Origin of the sequence: Acrocarpospora corrugata (genome assembly GCF_009687845.1) — a bacterium.
Taxonomy (GTDB): Bacteria; Actinomycetota; Actinomycetes; order Streptosporangiales; family Streptosporangiaceae; genus Acrocarpospora; species Acrocarpospora corrugata.
Genome location: NZ_BLAD01000044.1, coordinates 84584 through 97238, shown reverse-complemented (window position 1 = coordinate 97238; position 12655 = coordinate 84584). Strand labels below are relative to the sequence as shown.

General features: G+C 71.4%; 12 protein-coding genes. 6 read left to right on the top strand and 6 right to left on the bottom strand.

What is annotated here, in order from left to right; all coding sequences use genetic code 11:
- Window positions 1–62 precede the first annotated feature (62 nt).
- Window positions 63–806, top strand: coding sequence for a hypothetical protein (locus Acor_RS12005; RefSeq protein ID WP_155336681.1), 744 nt, complete (start codon window positions 63–65; stop codon window positions 804–806).
- A gap of 93 nt (window positions 807–899) precedes the next feature.
- Here Acor_RS12005 and Acor_RS12000 read toward each other — a convergent pair whose 3' ends face one another.
- Window positions 900–1586, bottom strand: coding sequence for an alpha/beta fold hydrolase (locus Acor_RS12000; protein WP_246238599.1), 687 nt, complete (start codon window positions 1584–1586; stop codon window positions 900–902).
- Here Acor_RS12000 and Acor_RS11995 point away from each other — a divergent pair.
- The gene (locus Acor_RS11995; protein ID WP_155336680.1) at window positions 1579–2118 is read left to right on the top strand and encodes a TetR/AcrR family transcriptional regulator; all 540 of its coding nucleotides are present in this window, start codon (window positions 1579–1581) and stop codon (window positions 2116–2118) included. The genes Acor_RS12000 and Acor_RS11995 overlap by 8 nt on opposite strands.
- Window positions 2119–2131: 13 nt before the next feature.
- Here Acor_RS11995 and Acor_RS11990 read toward each other — a convergent pair whose 3' ends face one another.
- The 3 genes from Acor_RS11990 to Acor_RS11980 form a co-directional block, all read right to left on the bottom strand.
- On the bottom strand, window positions 2132–3022 hold the full coding sequence (locus Acor_RS11990; protein ID WP_155336679.1) for a hypothetical protein: 891 nt from the start codon (window positions 3020–3022) through the stop codon (window positions 2132–2134).
- A gap of 136 nt (window positions 3023–3158) precedes the next feature.
- A complete protein-coding gene (locus Acor_RS11985; protein ID WP_155336678.1) occupies window positions 3159–4337 on the bottom strand; it encodes an MFS transporter in 1179 nt (392 codons plus the stop codon).
- 21 nt (window positions 4338–4358) lie between these two features.
- Window positions 4359–5117, bottom strand: a complete 759-nt coding sequence (locus tag Acor_RS11980; RefSeq protein WP_155336677.1) for a DeoR/GlpR family DNA-binding transcription regulator — start codon at window positions 5115–5117, stop codon at window positions 4359–4361.
- A gap of 73 nt (window positions 5118–5190) precedes the next feature.
- Here Acor_RS11980 and Acor_RS11975 point away from each other — a divergent pair, with 73 nt between their 5' ends.
- The 3 genes from Acor_RS11975 (at window position 5191) to Acor_RS11965 (ending at window position 7568) form a co-directional block, all read left to right on the top strand.
- Complete coding sequence (locus Acor_RS11975) at window positions 5191–6159, top strand: helix-turn-helix transcriptional regulator (protein ID WP_155336676.1); 969 nt, start codon at window positions 5191–5193, stop codon at window positions 6157–6159.
- A gap of 63 nt (window positions 6160–6222) precedes the next feature.
- Window positions 6223–6984, top strand: coding sequence for an alpha/beta fold hydrolase (locus Acor_RS11970; protein ID WP_155336675.1), 762 nt, complete (start codon window positions 6223–6225; stop codon window positions 6982–6984).
- A gap of 113 nt (window positions 6985–7097) precedes the next feature.
- A complete protein-coding gene (locus Acor_RS11965; protein ID WP_155336674.1) occupies window positions 7098–7568 on the top strand; it encodes a pyridoxamine 5'-phosphate oxidase family protein in 471 nt (156 codons plus the stop codon).
- 78 nt (window positions 7569–7646) lie between these two features.
- On the opposite strand, the gene Acor_RS11960 is transcribed toward Acor_RS11965, so the two are convergent.
- Entirely contained in the window at window positions 7647–8420 is a 774-nt protein-coding gene (locus tag Acor_RS11960) for an SDR family NAD(P)-dependent oxidoreductase (RefSeq protein WP_155336673.1), read from the bottom strand.
- Between the two features lie 161 nt (window positions 8421–8581).
- The gene (locus tag Acor_RS11955) at window positions 8582–9166 is read right to left on the bottom strand and encodes a MarR family winged helix-turn-helix transcriptional regulator (RefSeq protein WP_246238598.1); all 585 of its coding nucleotides are present in this window, start codon (window positions 9164–9166) and stop codon (window positions 8582–8584) included.
- 138 nt (window positions 9167–9304) lie between these two features.
- On the opposite strand from Acor_RS11955, the gene Acor_RS11950 reads away from it, so the two are divergent.
- The gene (locus tag Acor_RS11950) at window positions 9305–12508 is read left to right on the top strand and encodes an efflux RND transporter permease subunit (RefSeq protein WP_155336672.1); all 3204 of its coding nucleotides are present in this window, start codon (window positions 9305–9307) and stop codon (window positions 12506–12508) included.
- Window positions 12509–12655 lie beyond the last annotated feature (147 nt).

The window sequence follows — 12655 nt, the reverse complement described above, 5'->3', positions numbered from 1 at the left end:
CCATGCCCTGATCACTGCCCGCTGCGATGGGCGAAAACACCCGGTGTGTTTTCATGAAGGGGATGGCCACTCCACTGCAGTACGGCGACCCGCCCCGGCTGGGGCCTTTCGTGCTTCAGGCGCGCCTTCAGGCGGCCCCGGCGGGCCTGGTCTATCTCGGGCAGGGCGCGGACGGGCGGGCGGTCTCGGTGGCCGTGCTGACCCGGGGCGCGGCCCTGGATCCGGCCGCCAGGAACCGGTTCGTGACCGGGATCAAGGAGGTCGAGGCGGCCAGGTCGGGTGTGCGCGGCCTGTTCACCCGGGTGAGCCGGCGGCGGAGCGCGGCCCCGCTGGTGGTGGCCTGGGACGGGGGCGACGCGCCCTGGGTGGCGGTGCCGTACGCGCCGGGCGGGGTGGGGGCCGAGCGGTTCCTGGAGCCCGTCATGGTGTCGGGCATGCTGATCGGCGATCGGCACGGGCCGGATTTCGTGCCGTACTGGCTGGGGGACCGCAATCCGGCGCTGCCGGCGCCGCCGCCGCCCGCGCCGCCGCGCACCGAGACGGTCCGCTCGGTGGCGCTGGCCTCGGCGCTGCTGGGCACGCTGGTGCTGTTCATCGGCCTGATCCTGTGGCTGATGCTGATCCGCTCCGACGACAGCCCGATGCCGGCCAGGCCCCTCCCGCCGACCGTGTTCGTGCCGACCCCGCCGCCGGTGCCGACCTCACCTGAGCCGATGCAGCCGTCACCGACCCCGGAGGAAAGCGGCGAGCAGGGCGAGAGCCCGTCACCGGCCCCACAGGACGAGGACCCGGGCCAGGACATCTGAGCACGCCAACGCCTTGGGCCATATCGCCCGATGCTCTTGCTGCCAGGCCTCGTCTGACCGGCTTGCGTACCCGGTGGGGGTATCAGACCGTCATCATGGTTGTCCCGGACCCTCGCCATCAGCGGGGTCGACGGCCTGGAGCAGGATCTTCAACAGGTCCTGCGGGGCGTCCCGCATGAGGTTGTGCCCGCTGGCCAGCGCGTACGTCCGCCACGAGGGGTCTTCACGCAACCGCTGGTAGACCGGAGTGAACGGGGATTGGCCGTCCCATCCCGCGGCGTAGACGTAGTCCCTGCGCCGGATATGCGCCAGGTCGCCGGTGAGCTGGAGTGGCTGGAGCAGCGAGGCCAGCGGGTGGGGCGTGGCCCGTGGGTCGAAGAACGGCAGCGGCCGTACCGCGTAGCCGGTCTCCACCACGTCCAGGTGACATCGGCGCTCCTGGTCGGAGACGAGGGTCCAGGAGGAGTCGCCGGGGCCCGGCACCATGGCGTCCAGATACACCAGGGCGTCCACCCGGTCGGGTGCGCGGTCGGCGGCGCCGGTGATCACCATTCCGCCGTAGCTGTGGCCGAGCAGCACCGCGTCCCGGATGTTCTCAGCGGCCAGCAGACTGGTCACGTCCTGGATGTGCGTGTCGAGGTTCACGCCGCCGCGCAGCAGATGGCCGCGCTCGCTGAGCCCGGTCAGCGTCAGCGGGTGGACGGCATGCCCCCGCGCGCGAAGCTCGCCGGTGAGCTCCTCGAAGCACCAGCCGCCGTGGCACATCCCCGGGATGAGCACGCGCCGTCCGCGTCATCGGTCCCATCTGTACGAGCGCGGCCTCGACGGCATCGGCGTCGCCGAGCTGTGCACCCGCATGGGGGTGTCCAAGGAGACGCTCTACCGCTACTTCGGCACCAAGGACGGCCTCGTGGAGGCCGTGCTGCGCGCACGCAGCGAGCGGGTGACGAGCTGGCTGGCCGAAGCCGCCGCGGCGACCCAGCTCGCCGCGGTGTTCGACGCCCTCCAGCGGTGGTACGACGAGCCGGTCTTCCGTGGCTGCGCGATACTGAACGCGGCCGCCCAGCATCACGTCGACGCCGTCCGCGCCATCACCGCGCGCCACCTGGACGGCTACCTCGAACTCCTGACCGGCATCGCCATCCATGCCGGAGCCGCCGATCCGCCCGCCCTGGGACGGCAGCTGCTCATGCTGGTCGAGGGGGCGACCGCCGTCGCCGCGCACCACGAAGCAGCCGGCGCGGGCGAGGCCGCCCGTCAGGCCGCGCTCACCCTGCTGTCCGCCGCCGCTCGCACCAGCCTCCAGGACTGACGCACCAGCGTCCTCACCATTCGTCGAGGAAGCTGAGGAACCGGCACCAGAGGCTGTGGTCTGCGGGGTAGGTGACCCAGCGGTCACAGTCGGCGCACCGCGTACCGCTCCGCGCGATGAGCGGCCGGTACGTGGCCGGTGTCGCGCGCGGGACACCGATCGCCGCCGGCCTGCGGGGGCAGTTGGCCAATGCGTTGAACGACGACCCGGTCACGCTCTCCCCGCACCAGGGGCAGCGCAGCGCCAGCGGCGTGGCCAGGCGGTTCGAATACGGCGCCCGCCCGATCAGCGGCAGACTCACCGGCCGGGCGGCCGGGTACAGGGCGCCGCCGGAGAAGCCCGGCAGGACCGGCCCGGCCGCCACCACCTGGCCGGTTCCCGCACCGATCACCGGGTCCTTGCTGGTGAACAGGGCCGAGGCGAGGGAGCCGAGCGCGGCCACCGAATACTCGTCCCTGGGCACGGTGATCCGGGTCGTGGCGCCGATCCGGCCGGGCACGATCAGCCCGCTCCGGGTGGAGCTGACGGTACGGCTGGACAGCGCCACCGACACCGGGTCGCCGTCGCGCAGGCCCATCGCCCGGGTGGACGCGGTCAGGCTCGGCGTGATCGACAGGACCTGGGTGCCCCGGCCGCCGCCGCCCAGCAGCGGGACGGCGTCCAGGCTGGTGAAGCCGCCGCGCAGAGCGATCGACTCCCCTTCCGGGTTCATCGCCCGCATCGGCGCGCCGCCGGCGTCGAAGAGCAGGTGCCGCCGGTCGTAGACGTACTCGCCGGCCAGGTAGAGGATGAACCCGCCGGGCCCCAGCAGCAGCCCGGACGCGGCGCGGAACACATCACGCGCCCACGTGCTCCGCTCGACGGCGGTCGGCCGCCACGACTGGGGGCGATTGTCCTGTGTCATCACGCGCTCCTGGCTGCGAGGGATCACCGCAACCATAAGGAGCCGCGCCCCGGCCGCCCCAGGGTGCTGGCACGGTAATCAGGCCCCGGGGAAGCCCTGGCCCGGCGGCCTCCCATGCGGCCGCCGGCCCCCACGATCAGCTCCTGGCCGGGCGCAGCGCGGGAGCCGCCGCGGCGACGAACAGGGCCATGATCGCGGGGATCGCGAGCGCGATCGGCTTGCCGGTGAGCTCGGCGACCGCGCCGATCAGGACAGGACCGGCCAGCAGGCCCGCGTAGCCGATGCTGGCGACCTGGGCCAGCGCCCGGCCGGACTGGGCGGGGTCGCGGTGACCGGCGGCGGAGAACACCTGCGGGATGATGCACGACAGACCGGCGCCGAACAGGCCGAAACCGATCAGAGCGGCGACCTGGTGGCCGATCAGCAGGGTGACCAGCAGGCCGATCCCGGCGAGCGCGCCGCAGCACCGTACCAGCAGGACCGGGCCGAGGCGGGCGGTGAGCCGGTCCCCGGCCAGCCGGCCGGCCGTCATCATGATCGAGAAGGCCGCGTAGCCGAACGCGCCGACCGTCTCGGTGGCGCGCAGGTCCTCGACCAGGTAGACCGAGCTCCAGTCGGCCGCCGCGCCCTCGCCGACCAGGCAGCAGAACGCCAGCACGCCCAGAAACAGCACCCAGCCCGCCATCGGGCGGCCCGGCGCCGCCGCGGCTTCCTGCACCGGCCGGCGGCCCGGGTCGAAGGCGTCCGGCAGCGCCCAGCGCAGGCACTGGGTCGCGACCAGCGTGACCACCAGGCCGACCGAGCCGAACGTCACCGGCACGCTCGCGCCGGCGCTGGCGAACAGGCCGCCGATCCCGGCGCCGAGGAAGCCGCCGATGCTGAACACGGCGTGGAACGAGGACATGATCGGCTTGGCGTAGACGCGCTCCACCACGACCGCGTTGGCGTTCATCGACACGTCCAGCACGCCGTGCACCATGCCGAAGGCGAACATCGCGGCGGCCAGCGCGGGCAGGCTCGGCGCGAACGCCGGCAGGACCAGCACCACGCCCTGGAGCAGGCCGGCGGGGATCATCACGCGGCGGCTGCCGTACCGGTCGATGAGGCGGCCGACGGCCTGCATGCCGATGATCGCGCCGCCGGCGATGCCGAGCAGGACGACGCTCAGTTCGCCGTCGCTGAGCCCGAGGTCGTCCTTGATGGCCGGGATGCGGGAGGTCCACGTCCCCAGGGAAATTCCGGCAATGAGGAACAATCCGTACACGGCGAGGCGGGCGTGGAGCAGCGTCAGGCGGGAAGGGGCGGAGATTGTCATGGTTCGACTCCGGGGGAGGGGTCAGGTGAGGCGGACGGTGACGCCCGCGCCCGTGAGCGCGTCGTGCTGGTCGCGGGGGATGCCGATGTCGGTGACCACGACGTCGAGCTTGTCGTAGGAGCAGACCGCGCCGAACGCGGTGCGGGTGAACTTGCCCGAGTCGCAGGCGACGATGACGCGCCGGGCCGAGGTGATGGCGGCCTGCTTGACCGCGACGTCCTCCAGATCGTGGGCGGTGACGCCGTGCTCGGCCGACATGCCGCAGCAGCCGATCACGGCGGTGTCGAAGCGGAGCGAGCGCAGCGAGGCCTCGGTGAGCGGGCCGACGAAGTTGAGCTCGCCCGGCCGGACCTCGCCGCCGGGAAGCACCAGCTTGATCCGCGGCGCGGTGGCCAGCTCGTCGGCGCAGCGCAGCGCCAGCGGGAGCACGGTGAGGCGGCGGTCGTGCACGGCCCTGGCCACCTCCAGGGTGGTGGTGCCGCCGTCCAGCACGACGGCTTCGCCGTCGGCCAGCAGGGCCGCGACCTCGGCCGCGATCCGGTGCTTGGCGTCGACGGCCTCCCGTTCGCGTACGCCGAAGGGGGGTTCCTCGCCGCGCAGCAGCAGGCTGAGCGCGCCGCCGCGGACCCGGCGGACGACGCCCTGCTGGGCCAGCTCGTCCAGGTCGCGGCGGATGGTCATCTCGGACACGCCGTACCGGCCGGCGAGCTCGGCGACGGAGACGCTGTCGTGCGCGCGCAGCGCGTTCATGATCGCCCGGATACGGTCGGCACCTTCCATGTGTGCATTTGAACACAGGCCATGTTCGGTGAGCAAACGGAATCTACAATGTAAAGGTGGCAGACTGGGGGATATGCGTGCCAGCCGGTTGCTGTCCCTGCTCCTCCTTCTGCAGACGAGGGGGCGCATGACGGCGGCCGAACTGTCGGCGGAGCTGGAGGTGTCGATCCGGACCGTCTACCGGGACGTGGAGGCGCTCTCCTCCTCCGGCGTGCCCGTTTACGCAGATCGGGGGCCCGCCGGCGGATATCAGCTGCTCGACGGCTACCGGACCAGGCTGACCGGGCTGACCTCCGCGGAGGCCTCCTCGCTGTTCCTGGCCGGGCTGCCGGGGCCCGCGGCCGAGCTCGGGCTGGGCGAGGTGGCCGCGGCGGCCGAGCTCAAAGTGCTGGCCGCGCTGCCGCCGGAACCGCGTTCGCAGGCCGCCATGATGCGTGAACGTTTCCATCTGGACGTGCCCGGCTGGTACCGGGGGAGCGACGAGGCGCCGTTCCTGACCGAGGTGGCCGAGGCGGTGTGGGAGCAGCGCCCGCTGCGGATGCGCTACCGCCGCTGGGGCCCGGAGGAGGTCGACCGCGACATCCACCCCTACGGCCTCATCCTCAAAGGCGGCTCCTGGTACCTCGCCGCCGAAACCTCCGGAGAATTCCGTACCTATCGGGTGGGGCGGATTCTGCGGATCGAGGTGCTGCCCGGCCGGTTCGACCGCCGCCCCGGCTTCGACCTGGTCGCCTTCTGGTCCAAGTTCGCGGCCGAATTCTCCGCCCGCATGTACACCGGCGTCGCGACCGTCCGCCTCGACCCCGACTACCTCGGCCTGCTCCGCTACACCATCGGCAACGACATCACCGACGCCGCCCTCGACGACGCCGCCACCGGCCCCGACGGCCGGCTGCGCCTGGCCGTCCCGATCGAGTCGGTACGGCACGCCCGCTGGCAACTCCTGCGCCTCGGCTCGGCCCTCGAAGTCCTCGACCCTCCCGACCTGCGTAAACTGATGGCCGAAACGATCGAGGAACTCGCCCAGATGTACCGCGGGTAAATCGTTTGCGCCACCGGCTCGCGCTGGCGACGATGACCGCGTGCGATACATGGGGAGAACTCGGTGAACATTTGGTGGGAAGAGTCCGGATCCGGCCGCCCGGTGGTGCTGCTGCACTCCACGGCCGCCGACGGGCGCATGTGGGACGAGGTGTGGGAGCCCCTCGCGGCCCGCTTCCGGGTGATCCGCCTGGATTTCCGCGGGTACGGCAGGAGCCCGCTGGTGGCGGACAAGCCCTACTCCGACGCCGGTGACGTGGCCGCCCTGCTGGACGAGCTCGGCGTCGGAACGGCGGCGGTCGTCGGCGCCTCCGGCGGCGGCCGGGTGGCGCTGGGACTGGCGGCCATCCGCCCCGACCTGGTGTCGGAGCTGGTGCTGATCGCCGCGGCGGCCGGGCTGGACCCGACGCCGGAGCTGGCGGCGTTCGGCGCCGAGGAGGACCGGCTGCTCGAAGCCGGGGACGTGCGGGGCGCGGCCGAGCTGAACGCGCATATGTGGCTCGGCCCCGACGCCGGCGAACAGGCCCGCGCCAAACTCGTGGAGATGCAGCGCAACGCCTTCGAACTGCAGCTGGCCGCCGACCCGGAGCTCGAATTCACCCGCCCCGAGGTCGACCTGGCCGCGATCGCCGCGCCCGCGCTGGTGGTGATCGGCGGACACGACCTGTCCTACTTCGCCGACACCGGCCGCCACCTGGTGGCCGAGATGCCGGCCGCGACCCTGCTGGAACTCCCGTGGGCAGGTCACCTGCCCGCCATGGAACGGCCGGCGGAGATCGCCGAACTGCTGATCGCCCGCCTCGCGGCTGACCGGCCCTCAGTTTGATCTACATTGTAAAGTCGGTCTCTTGATGATTTACGCCTCTCCGGAACACAGAAGATCAAACGCTCACCTGCGGTGATCCGGTTTTGTCGGTGGCGGCGGGCACGATGGGGGCCATGGCTACATGGCAGGAGTTCGAGCAGGAGGTCCCCGAGTTCGCCGCACGGGTCCTGGCGGCGATGACGGCGGGCAAGCACAAGACGATGGCGACCCTGCGCAAGGACGGGTCTCCTCGGATCAGCGGCACCGAGCTGGAGTTCAAGGACCACGAGGTGTGGCTGGGCTCGATGCCGGGCGCGATGAAGGCCCTGGATCTGAAGCGGGATCCGCGGGTGGCCGTGCACGGCCCGTCGATCGACCCGGATCCGGGCGACCCGAACGCCTGGCCGGGGGAGGCGAAGCTGTCGGGCCTGGCCGTGGAGATCACCGACCCGGAGGTGTTCGCGAAATACGGCGGCCCGCCCGGGGGCTTCCACCTGTTCCGGATCGACATCAAGGAGGCGGCCTTCACCCATGTGGAGGATCCGTTCCTGGTGATCGAGAGCTGGGCGGAGGGCCGCGGGCTCCGCGAGACCCGCCGCACCTAGGCGGTCCTGGCCGCTCAGAGGTTCTCGCAGTCCGCGGGGGCCGGGGACATCTGAGCGGCCAGGATCATCGGCCCGCCCTCAGCTGACGGAGAAGCCGCCGTCCACGCACAGGGCCTGGCCGGTGAGGTAGGCCGAGGCGGGGGAGGCCAGCAGGATCGCGACGGCGGCGAAGTCGGCGGGGGCGCCGTTGCGGCCGATCATCGTGCGGGCGGCGAGGGCTTCGACGCGGCCGGGGACGGCCTGGGCGGGTTCGGTGAGCGGGGTGAGCACGAAGCCGGGGATCAGCGTGTTGCAGGTGACGCCGTGCGGGGTCCAGGCTTCGGCCTGGGAGCGGGTCAGGCCGCAGATGGCGGCCTTGGCGACGCCGTAGGCGCCGCTGTCGCCGAAGGCGCGGATGGACTGCTGGGAGCCGATGTTGATGATCCGGCCCCAGCCGCGGGTGGCCATCCGGGGGCCGAAGTGCTGGCCGAGCAGGTAGGGGGCGGTGATGTTGACGGCCATGGTCTGCTCGTAGTCGCCGTGGGTGAGCTCGGCCATCGGGCGGCGGATGTTGTTGGCGGCGTCGTTGACCAGGATGTCGATCTCGCCGAAGAAGCCGGCCGCCCGCTCGGTGACGCGGGTGATCGCGGCGCGGTCGCCGAGGTCGGCGCTGATGGCGGCGGCGCGGACGCCGTGGCCCGCGAGGGCGTCGATGGCGGTGGCGAGCTGTTCCTCGCGGCGGGCGACCAGGACGAGGTCGGCGCCGGCCCGGCCGAGGGCTTCGGCGATGCCGTATCCGATGCCGGAGCTTCCTCCGGTGACGAGCGCGACCCGGCCGGAGAGCGAGAACAGGTCCGAAAGGTAAGACGACATGGCGGGTTACCGTATCATCCCATCTTTGCCTCCGGCCAGGTCTGGACGAGGGTCACGCGGACCCGGCCGGGTCCGGCCGGGGGCCGCGTGAGGGCGGGCCGCGGACGCGACTCCAGGAACCCCGGGAAGGTCTGTCCGATCGGCATGCAGGCGCCGGCGTTCTATACCGGTGTGCCGGGCTCGGATGGTTCGCGCACGCAGGCCGGATGTAACGCCGCCATCGCGTCGAGCAGGCGGCGCATCACCCGTTCGAGGTCGCGGAGGGTGCCCATGTCCAGGTGGGCCAGCACGTCGCGCCAGGTGGCGGTGCCCGCGTCGAGGATCTGGGCGGTGAGGTGCCGCCCGGCGGGGGTGAGCTCGACCCGGCGGACGCGGCGGTCGGCCGGGTCCTCGTGGCGGGTGGCCAGGCCCTGGGCGACGACGCGGTCGACGATGCCGGTGACGGTGCCCAGGCCGATGCCGAGCTCGCGGGCCAGGTCCTGGCCGGAGGCCGAGCCGAGGAACGACAGCGTCATGACGATCTTCAGCTGCTGCATCGTCAGGTTGGAGGCCAGCAGGGGGAGAGAGCGGTCGCGGGCGAAGAAGCGGCCCATGCCATGCTGGGCTTCGCCGATGAGCTCCAGCAGTCGTTGCCGTTCCTCCTGCTCGCGGGGGTCGGCCGGGGGATCGGCGTCAGGATCGGCGGTGCTGCCGCCGACGTGGTCACCGGGCGTCGGGTCCGGTCGCTTGCCTGTCTCGTCGCTCACGCTCACCTCTCGGAACCTGAGAAGGTTATCAGGAAAGCAACGAGACGTTAAATATTCGTCTAAGGCGAAGTGTTAGGGTTGGGCGAACATTCCCCGCGTTCATCCATTCCCGCGTTCATCCTGAGGAGCCCTGCCCCCATGACGTCCCTGGCCAGGCTGAGCCTCGCCAACCGCAGTCTCGTCATCATGATTGCGGTGGTGCTGAGCGCATTTGGCGCGTTCGCCATCCCGTCCCTGAAACAACAGCTTTTCCCCTCCCTGGAGTTCCCGGGGGCCTTCGTGATCGCCCCGTACCCGGGCGCGGCTCCCGAGATCGTCGAGGAGCAGGTCACCAAGCCGGTCGAGAACAGCTTCCAGGGCCTCGCGGGCGTCACCGAGGTCACCTCGACGTCGCGGGAGGGCATGGCCTCGATCCAGGTCGCCTTCGAGTTCGGCACCGACATCGACGAGGCCATCGGGAAGATGCAGCAGTCGATCTCCCGGATCGAGGCGCAGCTGCCGGCGAGCGTGGATCCGCAGGTGCTGGCGGGCAGCACCGACGACATCCCGGTCATGGTGGTCGCGGTCAGCGACGGCGGCGACCCGCACGCCACCCTGGACCGCCTGGACCGGATCATGATCCCGGCCGTCCAGGCCGTCACGGGGGTGCGCGAGGCGCAGGTCACCGGGGCGCGTGAGAAGCAGGTGGTGATCACCCCGGACAGCGCGGAGCTGGCCAAGCTGGGGCTGTCCCCCGCGGTGATCCCCGAGCTGCTGCGCGCCAACGGGATCGCCATCCCGGCGGGCGCACTGGTCGAGGACGGCAAGAACCTGACCGTCCAGATCGGCGACCGGATCGAGGGCGTGGAGGACCTGAAGGGGCTCTACCTGGCGCCGGCCGCCGCCGTCCAGGTCCCGCAGGCGCGGCCGGGCCCGACGGCCGGCCGGCCCGCGGCGCCGGGCGATCCCCGGCCGGTGGTGGCGCCGAAGCCGCCCGAGCCGGTCACGCTCGGCTCGGTCGCCGACATCGAGATCAAGGACGGGTCCGCCTCGACGCTGACGCGTACCAACGGCAAGCCGAGCCTGGGCGTGTCGATCACGATGACGCCGGACGGCAACGCCGTCCAGATCTCCCATGACGTGCGGGCGCTGCTGCCGAAGCTGACGACCGACCTGGCCGGCGCGGAGCTGACCGTGGTCTTCGACCAGGCGCCGTACGTGGAGCGTTCGATCGAGGATCTGACCACCGAGGGCCTGCTGGGCCTGACCTTCGCGGTGCTGATCATCCTGGTGTTCCTGCTGTCGATCCGGTCCACCATCGTGACCGCCGTGTCGATCCCGCTGTCGGTGGTGATCGCCCTGATCGCGCTGTGGGTGGGAGATTATTCGCTGAACCTGCTGACCCTGGGCGCGCTGACGATCGCGGTCGGCCGGGTGGTGGACGACTCGATCGTGGTGCTGGAGAACATCAAGCGCCATCTCGGGTACGGCGAGGAGAAGCGCGCCGCGATCCTGGCCTCGGTCCGCGAAGTGGCCGGCGCGGTGACCGCGTCCACGCTGACCACGGTCGCGGTGTTCCTGCCGATCTCGTTCGTGGGCGGCATGGTCGGCCAGCTGTTCAGCCCGTTCGCGATCACGGTGACGGTGGCGCTGCTGGCCTCGCTGCTGGTGTCGCTGACGGTGATCCCGGTATTGGCCTTCTGGTTCCTGAAGGCGCCGAAGCTCGACCCGGAGCAGGCCAGGGCCGTACGGGAGGAGGCCGAGCGCAAGGAGTTGCGCTCGCCGCTGCAGCGCATGTATCTGCCGGTGCTGCGGTTCGCGACCCAGCGCCGATTGATCACCCTGCTGATCGGTTTCGCGGTGTTCGCGGGGACGATGGCGCTGGTGCCGAACCTGAAGACGAACTTCCTGGACTCCTCGGGCAACGACACCATCCAGATCACCCAGCGCATGCCGGTGGGCACCAACCTGGAGACCACCGACGCGGCCGCCGCCAAGGTCGAGGCCGTCCTGGCCGACACCCCGGAGATCGCCTCCTACCAGGTGAACGTGGGCGGCGGCAACCAGTTCCTGGGCGGCGCCGGCGGCACCGCGGACCGGGCCAGCTACTCGGTGACCCTGGCCGAGAACGTGGAAACGGCCACACTGGAGACCAAGCTGCGAGAGCAGCTGACGGCGCTGCAAGCCGGTGAGATCGTGATCGGCGATGGCGGCGGCGGATTCTCCTCCGACCAGCTGCAGGTGATCCTGCAGGGCGCCGACAACGCCGAACTGAAGACGGCCGCGAACACCGTGGTGACGGCCCTGGCCGGCACGGCCGGGCTGCGCGAGGTGGCCTCCAACCTGGAGGATTCCGCCGAGCGGGTCGAAGTGCACGTGGACCGCGAGAAGGCGGCGGCGCGCGGCCTCACCGAGGCCGGGATCGGCCAGCTGGTGGCGCAGGCGTTCCGCGGCGCTCCGGTCGGGTCGATCGACCTGGACGGGCGCTCCAGCGACATCGTGCTGCGCACCGGCGACGCCCCGGTGACCCTGGCCGAGGTGCGGGACCTGGTCCTGCCGACCGCGGCCGGGCCGGTCAAGCTGTCGTCGGTGGCCGAGGTGGCCAAGGCGGGCGGCCCGACCCAGATCAGCCGCCTGGACGGGGAGCGCACCGCGACCGTGTCCGGCCGGGCCGACGCCAGCGACCTGGGCGCGATCACGGCGACGGTGACCGAGAAGCTGAAGGGCGTGGCGCTGCCGGCCGGGGTGAGTTACCAGATCGGCGGGGCGAGCGCGGACCAGGAGGAGGCCTTCGCCGACCTGGGCCTGGCCATGCTGCTGGCGATCGCCATCGTCTTCATGATCATGGTGGCGACGTTCAGCAGCTTCGTGCAGCCGCTCATCCTGCTGGTGTCGATCCCGTTCGCGGCGACCGGCGCGATCGGCCTGCTGCTGGTGACCGACACGGCGCTGGGCGTGCCGGCGCTGATCGGCATGCTGATGCTGATCGGCATCGTGGTGACCAACGCGATCGTGCTGATCGACCTGATCAACCAGTACCGGGAGCAGGGCCTGGGCGTGGTCGAGGCGGTCATGGAGGGGGGCCGCCGCCGGGTGCGGCCGATCCTGATGACGGCGCTGGCGACGATCGGGGCGCTCACGCCGATGGCGGTGGGCCTGACCGGTTCCGGCGGGTTCATCTCGCAGGCGCTGGCGATCGTGGTGATCGGCGGCCTGATCTCCTCGACGCTGCTCACCCTGGTGCTGGTGCCGACGCTGTACACGATGGTGGAGCGGGCGAAGGAGCGGATGCGGCGCAAGCCCGCGGCCGAGCCTGCGGACGTGAAGGTGTACGAGGAGGAGGCGCTCACCCCCTCCAGGTGACCCCGTGAAGAAAGGCCGCGCGAGAAGGAGTCGCGCGGCCTTTCGCGTACCGGGATTTGATTGATCTACTTTGTAAAGCTGGTGGCGTGGTGGAAAATCGCCTCCCGCAACGTCAAAACCCTCGACCAGGGCGAAGGGCGTTTCCGG

Excerpts from the sequence above, each read along its gene's own strand:
- Acor_RS12005 (WP_155336681.1), top strand. The coding sequence starts at position 63 with ATGGCCACTCCACTGCAGTACGGCGACCCGCCCCGGCTGGGGCCTTTC.
- Acor_RS11995 (WP_155336680.1), top strand. The coding sequence starts at position 1,579 with ATGAGCACGCGCCGTCCGCGTCATCGGTCCCATCTGTACGAGCGCGGC.
- Acor_RS11990 (WP_155336679.1), bottom strand. The coding sequence starts at position 3,022 with ATGACACAGGACAATCGCCCCCAGTCGTGGCGGCCGACCGCCGTCGAG.
- Acor_RS11985 (WP_155336678.1), bottom strand. The coding sequence starts at position 4,337 with ATGACAATCTCCGCCCCTTCCCGCCTGACGCTGCTCCACGCCCGCCTC.
- Acor_RS11980 (WP_155336677.1), bottom strand. The coding sequence starts at position 5,117 with ATGGAAGGTGCCGACCGTATCCGGGCGATCATGAACGCGCTGCGCGCG.
- Acor_RS11975 (WP_155336676.1), top strand. The coding sequence starts at position 5,191 with ATGCGTGCCAGCCGGTTGCTGTCCCTGCTCCTCCTTCTGCAGACGAGG.
- Acor_RS11965 (WP_155336674.1), top strand. The coding sequence starts at position 7,098 with ATGGCTACATGGCAGGAGTTCGAGCAGGAGGTCCCCGAGTTCGCCGCA.
- Acor_RS11960 (WP_155336673.1), bottom strand. The coding sequence starts at position 8,420 with ATGTCGTCTTACCTTTCGGACCTGTTCTCGCTCTCCGGCCGGGTCGCG.
- Acor_RS11950 (WP_155336672.1), top strand. The coding sequence starts at position 9,305 with ATGACGTCCCTGGCCAGGCTGAGCCTCGCCAACCGCAGTCTCGTCATC.